This window comes from Undibacterium sp. GW821-FHT07F11, assembly GCF_059418665.1.
Map to the genome: position 1 here is coordinate 267,002 of NZ_JBWKQH010000008.1, position 14,684 is coordinate 281,685.

Consider the following 14,684-nt stretch of genomic DNA (forward strand, 5'->3'; position numbering starts at 1 on the left):
GGGAAAAAATGCTGCCAGTTCAAAGCACAGGCTTCATATTTATCGATAAATCATTCAAATTAAATATTGTTTTTGTACTATGCTGTTAGCTATAGCTCCAAAAGGAGAACAGCATGTCTTTGCACAATCTATGGATACGTAAGCTCTTGTTCATCGCTCTGCTTTTGTTTGCGACAGACTCTTATGCAAAGAAGTTGGTGGATGTCCAGCAAGACTTTGTTGTGATTAAACAAGTCCTGTAAATAGAAGAGGTAAATACAAGAAATTGCTGTAAAAAGCAGTTGTGCTCAGGCAGCCAGCCTGCTGTGAATAAACACCCCTAGCATCGCAAATCCGCTCCCTCAATTCATCCGCCCCAAACGCATTCCGGTACTAGGAAATTGCACTTCGTCGCTTGCTGCTGGCGACCTGCATGACGGCGATCTACAGTGCAATCACTCCCACCCGAATTGAAAGGAAATATCATGAACATCACAGCAAACATGGACGGCGTTGTTATCGCTACTATCGCCCTGGTTATCCTGAGCAGCTTGTTGCACATCATCATCGCTTAAGGAGAAATGATGCTAGGCTTTCTGATCTGGATTATCTTGTTTGTACTCTGCTGGCCTTTAGCCATACTGGCCCTGGTGCTGTACCCACTGGTGTGGCTATTGTTGCTACCCTTCCGTGTACTGGGCATAGCGGTGAATGGCGTATTTGAATTATTGCGGGCTATCTTCATGTTGCCTGCCAATTTGTTAAAAAGCCGTCCATGATAATGGACGGCTCTTTAGAGAATTCTTTTCGAGAATTACTTAGCGGCAAAGAAGAGATCAGTGCGCGTGATTGAATAATTCGTGTAGCTCTTCAAATCTGTCATCCACTTCGTCAGCAGACAGACCCAAAAATTCACAGGCGGCTTCGCCACCTTTTTCCCATTCGCAAGAATACTCCTGACCATGGTATTTTTGTATTCCATACTCAGCCAATAATGCCAGCGCGATCAGGCTCTTGACAGCATCTTCGGTATTGGGATCATGCAACACGCTATAGTCGTGATGTAACAGTATCGCCAGTGAAACTGTTTCAGGCAAACCCCAGGTGCGGGCCATCAGAGAACCTATGGCAGTATGCGAAGTATTGTGACGCTGCTCTTCTACCGCGCTAAAGGTCTCTTGAGCTTCCTCATGAGCCAGTTCCAGGGTCTCGGCATAATCAGGGAAGCGTTCCAGCAGCAAGGGTATGCCTATGTCGCAAAACAACCCAAACGTATGTGCCATATCAGCCGGGCATACGCGCATGCGTCTTGCCAGTTGTGTCATGGCCTGGGCACGCTTGGTGGAAAAATCCCAGAACTTGACCAGTGATATTTTTTCAACCTGTATACTTTGCCTGGCAATAATTCCTGTCATCAAATTACCGCACTGGGTAATTCCTAACAAATTGACAGCATGCTCCACAGATTTGGCTTTCAGCCGCAAACCAAAGAAAGATGAGTTTGCCAGCTTTAATAAAGATGCCGACATGGCCACATCGTTGGCAATAATGCCAGTCAATCTGCGCGGGTCGGGGTCGTCGGCTGCAAGCTCAGCCTGCACGTCAGCCAGCAAGCTGGGACGCGGCGGTATGCGTATCGTCTTGACGAGCGCATCAACAGATTGTTCAGTGGTCAGCCTGGGGGCTGCAGCAGGGCTTGTCATATTAATACAGTTGATACGCTAGGGAAGGCTTACGCTTACAGTCTGCTATTGTAAGCGTAATTCATTGCTGGGTAGAAAAACCCAAACATTTTTTACATATCAGACCCTGCCTGACTCCAGCCTGCTTCTCACTAACTTCCGCCTCGCTATTTGACAGGGATGGGCGTACTACGATCGACCGCAACAGCAGTGACACTATTCTTGGGTGAACCATCAACCAGTTTATCGGAATAAGTCAGATAGATTAAAGCGTTGCGTTTTTGATCTACCATGCGCACGATGCGTAGCTTTTTGAACAGGATGGACAAGCTTTGATTAAAGACTTCATCCTGTTGCTTGAGTGAGCCCGTGAAACTGATAGGACCAACTTGACGGCAAGCGATGGAAGCTTCAGATTTGTCTTCAGCCAAGCCCAGGCCACCAGAGATACCACCCGTCTTGGCACGTGATATATAACATGTAACGCCATTCACTTTGGGGTCATCATAGGCTTCTACCACGACTTTATGGTCCGGGCCTATGAGCTTGAAGGCCGTGTCTACACTACCTATGTTTTCTGCCGATGCAATAGAGGCGACGGCAGAGAATGCTACGGATATCACTATAGCGGCAAAACTTAATGGTGGCAGTTTCATAATCTCGCTCTTTTCCTGAAGACGCCACAAGCCGGGCGCTTCAGGAATATCAGGCTTATTGCTGTTTATTCAAGTGTGAATGAGCTTTGCTATACAGGAAATAAATCGCGATAGCGACTGCCATCCAGATAAAGAAGACATGATAGGTGGTCGCCGACAAGTCTTTCAGGATATACAGGCAAGCCAGTATGCTGAGGCCAGGTATCAGGTAAGGACCGAAAGGCACGCGGAAACCGGCTACACCTTCACCCAGCTTTTGCCTGCGTATGACAGGCACGGCAACCGACACCACCATGAACGCAACCAGAGTGCCCATGCTGACCATATCCCACAGGAAAGTAGAATCAACCAGACCAGCAACTATACCCACCAGCACGCAAACCATGATGGTATTGCTGACAGGGGTACGGGTGCGGGCATGCACGCGCTGGAAAGAACTTGGGATCAAGCCGTCTTTACTTATCGCAAATAAAATCCGGCTTTGGCCATAGATGGTCACCAGGGTCACGCTGAATACCGAAATCACAGCGCCAGCAGACAAGATCAATGCAGGCCAGGCCTTACCTGTCACGTTTTGCAAGATCACTGCCAGACCGGCTTCCTGCCCCTCAAACATCTTGGCAGGCTGGGCACCAACAGCTGCAACGGCTACCAGCAAGTAAAACACCGTCACGACGATGAGTGCTGCCATGATGCCCAGTGGCACATTGCGTTTGGGGTCCTTGACTTCAGCACCAGCCGTCGCCACGGTATCAAGACCGATGAAGGAAAAGAATACTGTACCGGCCGCTGCCGTTACGCCAGCCATGCCTGCCAGGCCCTTGCTATTGTCGGTATTAAAGAAGGGGGTGAAATGCTCGGCATTAAAGCCGGAAAATGCGACGACAGCAAAGAAAGTCAAAATCACCAGTTTGATCAATACCATGATGGTATTCACAGTGGCGGACTCCTTGGCACCCCGCAACAAGAGTATGCAGCATATCGCTACCAGTACCATGGGCGGCAGGTTGAATTGCCCGGCATGAAATTCCACCCCGTTGGCGCCAGCCACGATCATGGGGGAACGCAACATTTCAGGTATCTGCCAGCCCAGGGCGTTGGTCAGGAAATTATTCAGGTAAGCCGACCAGCCTATCGCAGTCGCACTGGCGGCCAGGCCATATTCCAGCAACAGGCATGCTGCAACAATGAAGGCACCAAATTCACCGACCGTTGCATAGGCATAAGAATAAGAAGAACCGGATGCCGGGATACGGGAAGACAGCTCGGAATAACACAGGGCAGTCAAACCAGCCGTAATCGCCGCGATGATAAAAGACAGGATGACTGAAGGCCCGGCTTTGGGCACAGCCTCCACCATGGTGAAGAAAATACCGGTACCGATAGTAGAACCCACGCCTATCATGGTCAGGGCAAACAGTCCCAATGAGCGGTGCAGTGCGTGGCCCTGGTCATCGGTCACCTGTTCACTATGGTCTATGGGCTTGGTGCGGGTCAGTTGCTGACCCAGGCTAACTTGTCTCAAGATCTATCCTTCTACTTATGCCAAATACCTGTTGAGTAAAGGGGCTGATGCCTGACTATCATCTGGACTACTCATCCAGATTTGGCTGTCTGCCATTGTGCGGCCCAGGCCAGGCTTGCCCCGAAAATCGCCATGATAGCCCCAAATTTGACTGCTTTGATGTCAGTTCGCTTATTTTTCCTGACTTCCAACAGCAGATTTATAGCAGGACAGAAGGGTGGTACAATTCCGCCCCATGTCCGCCCAACGTATTTCCCTGTCGTGTTTTCGCCACCTGGTGCGCGCAGTACTGCTTATGTATGTACTGACGCTGGGTGTCGCGATGGCATCTTCAGTGGTGAAATCCGGCGAACAGGGCATGAATCTGATCTGTACCAGTACCGGCTATAAATTCATCAAAGCGGACGGCAGTGGCGTCAAAGAAACTGGCAAGAGCATGACGCACATGCTTGATTGCTCCATGTGCCTGGCAGCCAGTTTGCCTGCCAGCTTCCCGCAAACCACGGTTTTTGCAGCACCCCACGCCTTATCCTACGCCACCCGCTCCATCCCGGCAGCACGCCTGGCATCGATCGTTGCCGCACCTTTACCTGCACGCGGGCCGCCAGCCATCTAAAAAATTGAATTAGTTCAAACCGGCCATGCCACCCGCACTGGCAAGTTTGCTTTGCGCATTTGCATGCGCGTTCCAATTTTCAGATTATTCATATGTCTCCTTTACGCCCTTTGCGCTTGCGCGCATTGACAGCGGCACTGACTGCCGCCTTCCCACTGTTACCTGCTACTTCCTTCGCAATTGAAGCAATAGAAAATACCACCCAGGCCGAGCGCGTCATCATCAATGGCGACCGCCCCTCTTCCCTGCCCAAGGAAATACCGACCACCATAGAAGGTATCAGTGCCAAGACCATGGAACAGACCATCAATGCCATAGATGCAGAAGATGCCCTGAAATACCTGCCCAGTCTGCTGGTACGCAAACGCTATGTCGGTGACTACAATCATGCAGTGCTGGCGACACGCGCATCTGGCACAGGTAACAGCGCGCGCTCCATGGTGTATGCCGATGGCATCTTGCTGTCCAACCTGCTGGGCAATGGTGCCAGCTTCACCCCGCGCTGGGGTCTGGTAACACCGGAAGAAATCGAGCGAGTGGATGTCCTGTACGGCCCCTTCTCTGCTGCCTATGCTGGCAATTCTGCCGGTGCCGTAGTCGACTATGTGACGCGCATGCCCAAGCAGTTTGAAGCCCATGCCAAATTGGTGGGTTTTAGCGAAAACTTCCAGCAATATGGCACAGACAAAAGCTATAGCGGCAAACAGCTCAGCGCCAGCCTGGGTAATAAACAAGGTGCGTTTTCCTGGTGGCTGAATGTGAATCAACTTGATAGCGATGGCCACCCTATCGCCTTCGCCAACAAGCTGGCCTCCACTGGCATCAGCAGCAGCGCGGGCATCGCAGTGACAGGCGCGATTGCCGACAAAAATCCACAAGGGCTGGACTGGTGGATACTGGGTGCTACGGGGCAATACCATACCACGCAAGACCATGCCAAAGTCAAGCTAGCCTATGACTTTAGCCCGACTTTGCGTGCCAGCTACACCTTTGGCTACTGGCGCAACAATATGAACAGTGGTGTCGAAAGTTATTTGCGTGATGCTGCGGGCAATGCGGTATATAGCGGCGACATCAATATCGCCGGTAAAAAATATACCCTGGCCCCAACCGATATATCGAACAGCAAAAACCAGCTCGAACATATCACTCATGGCCTGAACCTGAAGAGCAATACCAAGGGCGAGTTTGACTGGGAAGTGGCCGCCAGCCTGTATGACTATAGCAAGGATATCGCCCGTGCACCAACTGTGGCAATCCCGCAGGCCAACGGCGGCGGCAATGGCCGTATTACAGATGGCGCAGGCACAGGCTGGAATACCCTGACATTGAAAGGCATCTGGCGTCCAAATGCAGAACATACTGCAGAATTTGGTTATCAGCGTGAAGCCTATCAAATGCGTACCCTGGTATCCGATACTGATGACTGGATCAAAGGCGCTGCGGCCAAGCGCTACTCTGCCTTCCAGGGTAATACCCAATTGCAAAGCCTGTATGCGCAAGATGCCTGGCGTATCAATCCTCATTGGAAAGCCATTGTTGGTGGTCGCCTTGAGCAATGGCAGGCAGATCGTGGCGCTATCTCAAATGCAAATTCCACGATGCCCTTTGCAGAGCGCAAGGAAAATTATTTTTCCCCAAAAGCAGCAATCGCCTTTAAGGCCAATGAAGACTGGACTTTGAAAGCATCAGCAGGTCGTGCTGTACGTATGCCTACTGTTTCTGAGTTGTACCAGGGCAGTATTTCGACTACGGCCATCGTCAATAACGACCCCAACCTGAAGCCAGAAAAATCCTGGACTACAGAGTGGACGGCAGAGCGGACACTGAATGATGGCAAAGGTTTTCTGCGTACTACCCTGTTCCATGAAAGAACCAAAGACGCGCTGTATTCACAAGTGAATACGCTGGTGACACCGAATGTGACAAATATCCAGAACGTCGATGAAATCCATACGACAGGACTGGAACTCGCTTATCAGGCCAATGATGTATTCACACGTGGGCTGGACCTGATCACCAGCCTGACTTATGCCGACTCTGTTATCACCAGGAACGACAAATTCCCGGCCAGCGTTGGCAAATGGCAGCCACGGGTACCAGCATGGCGCGCCAATTTTGTCATCAGTTACCGCCCGGACGACAAACTCAGCACCACCTTGGGTTTGCGCTATAGCGGCAAGCAATATGGCTCACTCGATAACAGCGATAGCAATGCCTTTACCTATCAGGGGTTTTCCAGCTTTGTGGTCGCCGATGTGCGCGTGCGCTATCAGTTGGCCAGGCAATGGGTGGCCTCTGTCGGCATAGATAATTTGAATAATAAAAAATACTGGGCCTTTCACCCCTACACACAACGCAGTGTAGTAGGTGAATTGAAGTTTGATTTTTAACCAATGAGAGATTGATGGTGAAGGCTACTTTGGCAGCTTCTTTTTAGTTCGCTAAATGCGCCTTCGCATAAGTTTCTTTATCAATTTCCAGTACTTCTACGCAAAGCTGCACATCCAGCCCTTGCGGCCAGATTTGTGCAGCTTGAATGACGGCCAGCACACGCTCAGACAATTCACGTTTTACTTCAGTGCTGCGCCCTTTCAATATCACCAGCTTGGCATGCAAAAAAGCACGCGCAGCAGGTGCGGTACCAATAATTACATCATCAAAGCGAATTGCCCGGCTCTTGATATCGATCTCATTAAAATGTCCTGTTTCTGCTAAAGAAGTATTGATCTGCAAGAGCACTTCCTTGGCTTGCAGAGGCAAATTACAGGAATATTCGATGGTCAGATGAGGCATGTTTTTCTTTCAGATTATTTTAAAATTGTCGCTGCATTCACAACATTCATAACTTGACCTGCATGAGCAGATAAGAATTCCTGATTTCAGTTTGCACAAAGCCGCAAGATGCATACATACCTGCCGCTGGGTTTTGTGGATGCACGGTAAGAGAAACTTGTCCCACCCCGCGCTGACGTGCCGCATCCAGCGCGGCAAGCATCATGACCTTGCCGTAGCCCTTGTGCTGATACGCGGGCAAGAGCGCGATACCCAGTTGCGGTGTCTGTTCATCGATATAAGCCAGCCCCAAACCATCTGGCACCAGGCGCATCCAGCATGCGCCTATGGGACCTTGCTCACCCTCAATGCGGGCGATGATACCAATATCGCTGGCACGGCCCCAGTTTTCGGCATAAATGCGCACAGGTGGCAGTTGCAGGGTTTCCAGCGGACGCAAACCTGCAGGCGGTGGATCCCACAAGGCAATATGCAGAAAATTCCAGAGCAAATCCTGATGCTCAGGAAGTAATGGGGAAAAGCTTATACTCATGGCAGCGCAGCAAAGTCATCAAGCGAATGCAGTATTCTAAGCAAATACTGGAATAAGTGCATTGCATGCCTTCGGAAGGTATTCAGGTGCCTATGATTTGGACTCAGTCACTAATGCAGAACTACTGGCTTTCTTTAACTCTTCTGCCGCATTGCAGCCGCCGACATTTTCAGTATCGAAAATCCTGGGTTCCCATTTGCTTTCCATAAGGGATTCTTTTTTAGCGGTAATGTAATAACGAGTACATGGCTGCACATCCAGGGTCAGGGTCTTCTGGGTTGGTACGTGAGAAGTGGAGTGGCTGAGCTGAACCGTAACCAGGTGCTTGCCTGGTGTGACCTGAACAGGTCCGGTCAGGTAATATGTCTGATCTACTGCAACGATGCGGACCGGATATTCATGGTTAAACAAGGGCCGTCCAGGATTACCATTCAAATAAGAAAGGGGAGCCATCTGGCAAGCCCCAAACAAAGTCAGGCTCAGGGCCGAAAGTACTACAACTTTGCTCAAAGACTTCATGGCATCCTCAGTTTTGATTGACCAGTTTCTTAAAACTGGCAAATTAATTGTATATCATGCACGTGCAATCGCCTACCCGCTGAAAGTATCATTTTGTAGGTGAAAGCGTGGTCTGGTAGTCGCCGCGACTGAAATTCTGATGCATAATCATTAGCCCATATTCAAGGAGTATTCATGAGCATCACGATGATCATTTTTTTTAAGGCCCTGATCGTAGTACCGATCACTTTGCTGCCCATATTGAACCCCATCGCCATTGCTCCTATCTTCTTGTCCATGACAGGACCAATAGAGCCGTCACTGGCCAACCGGCTGGCAAAACGCATCGCCCTGAATTGCTTTTTCCTGCTCATGGGTGCCATCTTTATCGGCTCTTATGTGCTGGATTTTTTTGGTATTTCCCTGCCCATCGTCAGGGTTGCCGGTGGCATCGTCGTTGCCATGGCAGGATGGAAATTATTGAATGACCAGGGTCAGGACAGTTTGCGCAACTCTGTGGCAGCGTCCCATGGCGGCAGCTGGACCAAGGAAGAATTGCGTAGGCGCAGTTTTTACCCTTTCAGCTTCCCCCTGACGGTGGGGCCCGGCACCATCGCCGCTTCTGTCACGCTGGGGACACAGATGCCGCATAAACCTGTGGACTGGATCATTACCGGTATTGCTTCTTTGGTGGGCGTACTGCTGACCAGCCTGGTGATTTACCTGTGCTATCGCTTTGCCCGCAATATGGAAAGAATACTGGGTGATGTCGGTGCGATAGTCTTGCTGCGCTTGTCTGCCTTTATTTTGTTGTGCATAGGCATAGAGATTGGCTGGGCGGGCATTTCTGATTTGCTGGGAGATTTGAAGCACTAGGCGGTAAAGTTCAGTACGCTCAGTACTCTCAGTACTACTACCTGCGCATGGCAGGCATAAGCCTGTCCATGTGCAGTTGCAAAAAGAATGAGGATGGATAGCAAGGGCTGAAACAACTTCAGCTCTATGCAGAGAGCTGAAATTACTTATTCTGCGTTGGATACCGGCTCATTGAGCATCAGGGCATGCTCGACAATTTCAGTTTCATCACCGATACGGCTATTCCACGCGCGCACGAAATAACTCTTCTCAGCAGTTGTCGGTGCGTCATACCAGATCACCATCAATGTACCCTTATGGTCATGTATCTTGGCCAGTTTGGTAATACAGGCGGTATTGCCATCAATATCTGCCAGCCCCATCGCATAACCATACACACGGCTCAGTCGCTCTATGCGGTCTGGTTCGGTTTCGCTATTGGTAGCAGAAATTTTTGGGTGGTCCAGATACATGGTGCGTCTCCGTCTTCTGATGATCGTTTTTCATTCTAACTGATAGACAGCACAGTCGCTATCGGGATTTAGCCGTACTACTCCGGCAGCTTGAAAAACTCAGGGTCTGTTGCGTTTTTCCCATTTGCATTCCTGTTTGGCCAGCACTTTTGATTCAGGATCGACCGTTTCCAGATAAACATCAAAGCCCCATAATCTGGCGACATGCTTGAGCATTTCGCCGGTCTGCGGGTTCAAGGGACGACGCAGATACTGGGTATGACGCAGGGTCAAAGCCCTGTCGCCCTGCATGTCAACCGACCATACCTGAATATTGGGCTCGCGGTTACCAAGATTGTATTGCCCTGCCAGTTGCTCACGCAGGTAACGATAGCCATGCTCATCATGAATCGCAGAAATCAGCAATTTGTCCTTGCTGTCGTCATCCAGTATGGAAAAGAAATGAAAATCGCGCATGAGTTTGGGTGACAGGTACTGCGCAATAAAGCTCTCATCCTTGAAATTGCGCATGGCAAATTGCAAGGTTTTTTGCCAGTCAGACCCGGCAAAGTCAGGGAACCATTCGCGGTCTTCTGGTGTCGGGTCTTCACAAATGCGACGGATATCACGCATCATGGCAAAGCCCAGGGCATAGGGGTTGATACCGCTGAAATACCGGCTACCCACAGGCGGCTGATACACAACATTGGTATGGCTTTGTAAAAACTCCATCATGAAGCCGTCGCCCACCACGCCTTCTTCATATAGCTGATGCAAGATGGTGTAGTGCCAGAACGTTGCCCAGCCTTCATTCATGACCTGGGTTTGGCGTTGCGGATAAAAATACTGCGACACCTTACGGATGATGCGCACGATTTCACGCTGCCAGGGTTCCAGCAAGGGTGAATATTTTTCAATGAAATACAAGAGATTTTCTTGCGGCTCTGCAGGGAACCGCTGTTTCACCAGACTCTCTGGCGCTTCACTGCGCCGCGGTATGGTGCGCCACAAGTCATTGACCTGGGACTGCATGTATTTTTCCCGCTCTTCCTGCCGTTCACGTTCTTCAGCAAGAGAAATGCGGGCTGGACGCTTATACCTGTCGACGCCATAATTTTGCAAGGCATGGCAGGAGTCAATTATCAACTCTACCGCTTCCATGCCATGACGCTGCTCACAGTCAGCAATATAATTTTTTGCGAACAGCATGTAGTCGATGATGGCCTCGGCATCAGTCCAGGTACGGAACAGGTAATTCCCCTTGAAAAAGGAATTATGTCCATAGGCAGCATGTGCGATCACCAAAGCCTGCATGGTCAGGCTGTTTTCTTCCATGAGGTAAGAAATACAGGGGTTGGAATTGATGACTATCTCATAGGCCAAACCCATTTGCCCGCGTTTATAACTTTTTTCGGTAGACAAGAAATGCTTGCCGAACGACCAGTGATTATAGGATACCGGCATACCTACCGAAGCATAGGCATCCATCATTTGCTCGGCGGTAATGATCTCAAGTTGATTCGGGTAGGTATCGAGTCCAAATTGTTCTGCCACCCGGCGAATTTCTTCGTGGGCTTGCTCGATCAGTTCGAATGTCCATTCTGATTGTTCGGGCAAGGCGCGTGCATGTTTTTTCCTGGGGCTGACATGGTCGTTTTCCATGGATTACCTCATTTCGGCTGCTTCTTAAACAGTTCCCGAAAGACCGGATAAATATCCGCCGGTGTTTCTATTTTTTGCATCGCAAAGTGCGCACTTTGCTCGGCGACTTTTTCATATTCCAGCCACAGGTTCTGTGGCTGTCCATCAGTAATTTCTACATAGGCATAATACTGCACCAGAGGCATGATGTTATTGATCAGCAACTGCTTGCAGGTGGCTGAATCATTGTCCCAGTTATCACCATCCGACGCCTGCGCCACATATACATTCCAGTCCGATGCAGCATAACGCTCACGAACAATTTGCGCCAACAGATTCAGGGCAGAAGAAACGATAGTGCCACCAGATTCGCGCGAATGGAAAAAAGCATCTTCATCCACTTCGAGTGCAGTCGTGTGATGGCGTATGAAGACAACTTCTATTTTTTCGTAGGCACGTGTCAAGAACAGGTATAGCAAGATAAAGAAGCGTTTCGCTGTATCTTTTTTTTGCTCATCCATGGAACCCGATACATCCAGCAGGCAAAACATCACGCACTGGCTGGCTGGTTTGGGAACCTTGACGCGATTGCTATAGCGCAAATCAAAAGGATCAAGAAAGGGAATAGCCAGCAGCCGCATGCGCAGGTGATGTATTTCTTCCTTCAGTGCGACAAAGTAGGGATCTTTGGGATCCATACCCACTTCCAGCAAGACTGTCATTTCTGCTTCGGCATCCCTCAATCTGCGGGCAGACTTACCGCCCACTGCAATGCGCCTGCCCATGGCACCGCGCAGGGAGCGCAGTACATGCAGGCTCGATGCTGTACCTGAAGTTTTATAACCCGCACGCTGGCTTTTGAAGTCTGTTGTTGAGGTCAGTTGCGTCTTGACCATGTTTGGCAACTCCAGGTCTTCAAAGAAGTAATTCATGAATTCTTCGCGCGACAACTGGAATACGAAATCATCTTCACTGGGGTCTTCGCTATTACCGCCCTGGCCCTTGCCTGAGCCTCCGCTACCACCTTTTGGTCTGGCAACTTGATCACCGCGCTGGTATTGCTCATTACCTGGCTGCACACCTTCCCAAACGCCGCCGTGGGCATGACCAAAGGTCGGTTCGCTGACATCTTTGACAGGAATGGAAATACGCTCGCCGCTTTCTATGTCAGTAATCGAACGACCTTTGACTGCTCTGGCAACAGCATCTTTGATCTGCCCTTTATAGCGACGCAAAAAACGCTCGCGATTCGGGGCAGATTTATTTTTACCCTGGACACGCCGGTCAATCAGATGAACCAAAATGCTCTCCCGTTTGCCCTGAAATTTCCTGCACCGTTCTGCTATCCATGCTTCTTTATGAAGATTTCCTGACACGCAGATACCATTCACACAGCAGGCGTACCTGTTTGGCGGTATAGCCTTTGGCGACCATACGCTCAACAAATTCCTGGTGTTTGTTAGAGTCATCTGCACTGGCCTTGGCATTAAAGGAAATGACAGGCAATAATTCTTCAGTATTCGAGAACATTTTTTTCTCGATTACCGTACGCAGTTTCTCATAACTGGTCCATGCCGGATTTTTACCAGCATTCTGCGCCCTGGCCCTCAGCACGAAATTGACGATCTCGTTGCGGAAGTCTTTGGGATTGGAAATGCCTGCCGGTTTCTCTATTTTTTCCAGTTCATTGTTCAGGGCATCACGATCAAAACTTTCACCGGTATCAGGATCACGGAATTCCTGGTCCTGTATCCAGAAATCAGCAAAGGTGACATAACGATCGAAAATATTCTGACCGTATTCTGAATAGCTTTCCAGATAGGCGGTCTGTATCTCTTTGCCTATGAATTCGGCATAACGCTGAGCCAGATATTCCTTGATATAGGACACATATTTCTGCTCGATTTCTGGTGCAAACTGCTCGCGTTCTATCTGCTGTTCCAGTACATACAACAGATGCACAGGATTCGCAGCAACCTCGGTGTTATCGAAGTTGAATACCTTGGACAAAATCTTGAAGGCAAAGCGGGTAGACAAACCATTCATACCTTCATCGACACCGGCATAATCAGCGTACTCCTGACGTGACTTGGCCTTGGGATCTGTGTCCTTGAGGTTTTCACCGTCGTACACTTGCATCTTGCTAAAGATGCTGGAATTTTCTGGCTCTTTCAGGCGCGACAGCACGGCAAATTGCGCCATCATTTTCAAGGTGCCAGGGGCACATGGTGCGGCTGCCAGTGAAGAAGTACGTACCAGTTTTTCGTAAATTTTTATTTCATCATTGACGCGCAGGCAATACGGTACTTTGACGATATAAATACGGTCGAGGAAGGCTTCATTGTTTTTATTGTTTTTAAAGGTCTTCCATTCAGACTCATTGGAGTGAGCCAGTATGATGCCCTCAAAAGGTATCGCACCAAATCCTTCGGTCCCCTTGAAGTTACCTTCCTGTGTCGCTGTCAATAAGGGGTGCAAGACCTTGATGGGAGCCTTGAACATTTCGACGAATTCCATCAGCCCTTGATTTGCCAGGCACAAGCCACCTGAATAGCTGTAGGCATCAGGATCATCCTGCGCATATTCTTCGAGCTTGCGGATATCTACCTTACCCACCAGTGAAGAAATATCCTGATTATTTTCGTCACCTGGTTCGGTTTTGGAAACCGCGACCTGTTTCAATACCGAAGGATAACGCCGCACCACACGGAACTGATTGATGTCGCCATTAAACTCATGCAGGCGCTTGACGGCCCAGGGACTCGGTATGTTTTTTAGATAACGACGCGGAATACCAAAATCTTCTTCCAGTAAAACACCGTCCTCATCTTCGTTGAACAAACCCAAAGGCGATTCATTGATGGGTGAACCCTTGATGCAATAAAAAGGGATTTTTTCCATCAAAGATTTCAATCTTTCAGCAATGGAAGATTTACCACCACCGACAGGGCCTAGCAAATACAGAATTTGTTTGCGCTCTTCCAGACCTTGCGCGGCATGGCGGAAGTAGGAAACGACTTGCTCTATCACTTCTTCCATGCCATAAAACTCACGGAAAGCAGGATAAATCTTGATCACTTTATTTGAAAAAATGCGTGATAGCCGAGAGTCATGCCGGGTATCAACCAACTCTGGCTCACCGATGGCAGCCAGCATGCGTTCTGAAGCACTGGCATACACCAGCCTGTCCTTTTTACAAAGATCAAGGTATTCCTGCATGGAATACTCTTCTTCACGAGTCCGTTCATACCGCGCGGTGTAGTTGTCAAAGATATTCATCCCGACCTCCATGGATAAGCAGAAAACTTGCAAATACCGAACCGGTCTGGTGGCAATCTCAAATCAATTCGAATCAACTCAAATTAATTGCCAGCCAGCACACTACAACTTTAGTGTAGTTGAAATTATCAAAACGTGCAGACGAAATTGTTACTCTGTGCAAAATGTTGGAA

General features: G+C 49.3%; 15 protein-coding genes. 5 read left to right on the forward strand and 10 right to left on the reverse strand.

Annotation, left to right across the window (positions count from 1 at the left end):
* Positions 1–113: 113 nt before the first annotated feature.
* Positions 114–242, forward strand: a complete 129-nt coding sequence (locus AC07OI_RS20780; protein ID WP_495258573.1) for a hypothetical protein — start codon at positions 114–116, stop codon at positions 240–242.
* A 318-nt stretch (positions 243–560) separates the two neighbouring features.
* A complete protein-coding gene (locus AC07OI_RS20785) occupies positions 561–758 on the forward strand; it encodes a hypothetical protein (protein WP_495258574.1) in 198 nt (65 codons plus the stop codon).
* Between the two features lie 57 nt (positions 759–815).
* On the opposite strand, the gene AC07OI_RS20790 is transcribed toward AC07OI_RS20785, so the two are convergent.
* The 3 genes from AC07OI_RS20790 to AC07OI_RS20800 all read right to left on the reverse strand — a co-directional run bounded on the left by AC07OI_RS20790 (position 816) and on the right by AC07OI_RS20800 (position 3,842).
* Positions 816–1,682 (reverse strand): HDOD domain-containing protein, encoded by an 867-nt coding sequence (locus AC07OI_RS20790; protein WP_495258575.1) that lies wholly within the window; start codon positions 1,680–1,682, stop codon positions 816–818.
* Positions 1,683–1,828: 146 nt separating this feature from the next.
* The gene (locus AC07OI_RS20795; RefSeq protein ID WP_492706441.1) at positions 1,829–2,317 is read right to left on the reverse strand and encodes a CreA family protein; all 489 of its coding nucleotides are present in this window, start codon (positions 2,315–2,317) and stop codon (positions 1,829–1,831) included.
* 55 nt (positions 2,318–2,372) lie between these two features.
* Positions 2,373–3,842, reverse strand: a complete 1,470-nt coding sequence (locus AC07OI_RS20800) for an APC family permease (RefSeq protein ID WP_495258576.1) — start codon at positions 3,840–3,842, stop codon at positions 2,373–2,375.
* Between the two features lie 235 nt (positions 3,843–4,077).
* On the opposite strand from AC07OI_RS20800, the gene AC07OI_RS20805 reads away from it, so the two are divergent.
* Positions 4,078–4,458: a DUF2946 family protein gene (locus tag AC07OI_RS20805; protein ID WP_492706438.1), complete on the forward strand. Its 381-nt coding sequence runs from the start codon at positions 4,078–4,080 to the stop codon at positions 4,456–4,458.
* A 92-nt stretch (positions 4,459–4,550) separates the two neighbouring features.
* The gene (locus tag AC07OI_RS20810) at positions 4,551–6,851 is read left to right on the forward strand and encodes a TonB-dependent receptor (RefSeq protein WP_495258577.1); all 2,301 of its coding nucleotides are present in this window, start codon (positions 4,551–4,553) and stop codon (positions 6,849–6,851) included.
* Between the two features lie 43 nt (positions 6,852–6,894).
* Here the strand turns inward: AC07OI_RS20810 and AC07OI_RS20815 are convergent, their stop codons facing one another.
* From AC07OI_RS20815 to AC07OI_RS20825, 3 genes are all read right to left on the reverse strand, one after another.
* Positions 6,895–7,254, reverse strand: a complete 360-nt coding sequence (locus AC07OI_RS20815; protein ID WP_495258578.1) for a 5-carboxymethyl-2-hydroxymuconate Delta-isomerase — start codon at positions 7,252–7,254, stop codon at positions 6,895–6,897.
* 46 nt (positions 7,255–7,300) lie between these two features.
* Complete coding sequence (locus AC07OI_RS20820) at positions 7,301–7,786, reverse strand: GNAT family N-acetyltransferase (protein ID WP_492706432.1); 486 nt, start codon at positions 7,784–7,786, stop codon at positions 7,301–7,303.
* 90 nt (positions 7,787–7,876) lie between these two features.
* Positions 7,877–8,305, reverse strand: a complete 429-nt coding sequence (locus AC07OI_RS20825; RefSeq protein ID WP_495258579.1) for a hypothetical protein — start codon at positions 8,303–8,305, stop codon at positions 7,877–7,879.
* Positions 8,306–8,479: 174 nt separating this feature from the next.
* Here AC07OI_RS20825 and AC07OI_RS20830 point away from each other — a divergent pair, with 174 nt between their 5' ends.
* The gene (locus AC07OI_RS20830) at positions 8,480–9,160 is read left to right on the forward strand and encodes a MarC family protein (protein ID WP_492706429.1); all 681 of its coding nucleotides are present in this window, start codon (positions 8,480–8,482) and stop codon (positions 9,158–9,160) included.
* Positions 9,161–9,306: 146 nt separating this feature from the next.
* Here AC07OI_RS20830 and AC07OI_RS20835 read toward each other — a convergent pair whose 3' ends face one another.
* The 4 genes from AC07OI_RS20835 to AC07OI_RS20850 all read right to left on the reverse strand — a co-directional run bounded on the left by AC07OI_RS20835 (position 9,307) and on the right by AC07OI_RS20850 (position 14,511).
* The gene (locus AC07OI_RS20835) at positions 9,307–9,612 is read right to left on the reverse strand and encodes a hypothetical protein (protein WP_492706427.1); all 306 of its coding nucleotides are present in this window, start codon (positions 9,610–9,612) and stop codon (positions 9,307–9,309) included.
* Between the two features lie 99 nt (positions 9,613–9,711).
* Positions 9,712–11,253, reverse strand: coding sequence for a SpoVR family protein (locus AC07OI_RS20840; protein WP_492706425.1), 1,542 nt, complete (start codon positions 11,251–11,253; stop codon positions 9,712–9,714).
* 8 nt (positions 11,254–11,261) lie between these two features.
* Entirely contained in the window at positions 11,262–12,533 is a 1,272-nt protein-coding gene (locus tag AC07OI_RS20845; protein ID WP_492706423.1) for a YeaH/YhbH family protein, read from the reverse strand.
* A gap of 55 nt (positions 12,534–12,588) precedes the next feature.
* Positions 12,589–14,511, reverse strand: coding sequence for a PrkA family serine protein kinase (locus tag AC07OI_RS20850; protein WP_492706421.1), 1,923 nt, complete (start codon positions 14,509–14,511; stop codon positions 12,589–12,591).
* Between the last annotated feature and the right edge of the window lie 173 nt (positions 14,512–14,684).

Coding starts and splice junctions, on each gene's coding strand:
- AC07OI_RS20850 (WP_492706421.1), bottom strand. CDS start 14,511: ATGAATATCTTTGACAACTACACCGCGCGGTATGAACGGACTCGTGAA.
- AC07OI_RS20810 (WP_495258577.1), top strand. CDS start 4,551: ATGTCTCCTTTACGCCCTTTGCGCTTGCGCGCATTGACAGCGGCACTG.
- AC07OI_RS20780 (WP_495258573.1), top strand. CDS start 114: ATGTCTTTGCACAATCTATGGATACGTAAGCTCTTGTTCATCGCTCTG.
- AC07OI_RS20835 (WP_492706427.1), bottom strand. CDS start 9,612: ATGTATCTGGACCACCCAAAAATTTCTGCTACCAATAGCGAAACCGAA.
- AC07OI_RS20840 (WP_492706425.1), bottom strand. CDS start 11,253: ATGGAAAACGACCATGTCAGCCCCAGGAAAAAACATGCACGCGCCTTG.
- AC07OI_RS20815 (WP_495258578.1), bottom strand. CDS start 7,254: ATGCCTCATCTGACCATCGAATATTCCTGTAATTTGCCTCTGCAAGCC.
- AC07OI_RS20830 (WP_492706429.1), top strand. CDS start 8,480: ATGAGCATCACGATGATCATTTTTTTTAAGGCCCTGATCGTAGTACCG.
- AC07OI_RS20785 (WP_495258574.1), top strand. CDS start 561: ATGATGCTAGGCTTTCTGATCTGGATTATCTTGTTTGTACTCTGCTGG.
- AC07OI_RS20795 (WP_492706441.1), bottom strand. CDS start 2,317: ATGAAACTGCCACCATTAAGTTTTGCCGCTATAGTGATATCCGTAGCA.
- AC07OI_RS20790 (WP_495258575.1), bottom strand. CDS start 1,682: ATGACAAGCCCTGCTGCAGCCCCCAGGCTGACCACTGAACAATCTGTT.
- AC07OI_RS20825 (WP_495258579.1), bottom strand. CDS start 8,305: ATGAAGTCTTTGAGCAAAGTTGTAGTACTTTCGGCCCTGAGCCTGACT.
- AC07OI_RS20805 (WP_492706438.1), top strand. CDS start 4,078: ATGTCCGCCCAACGTATTTCCCTGTCGTGTTTTCGCCACCTGGTGCGC.
- AC07OI_RS20820 (WP_492706432.1), bottom strand. CDS start 7,786: ATGAGTATAAGCTTTTCCCCATTACTTCCTGAGCATCAGGATTTGCTC.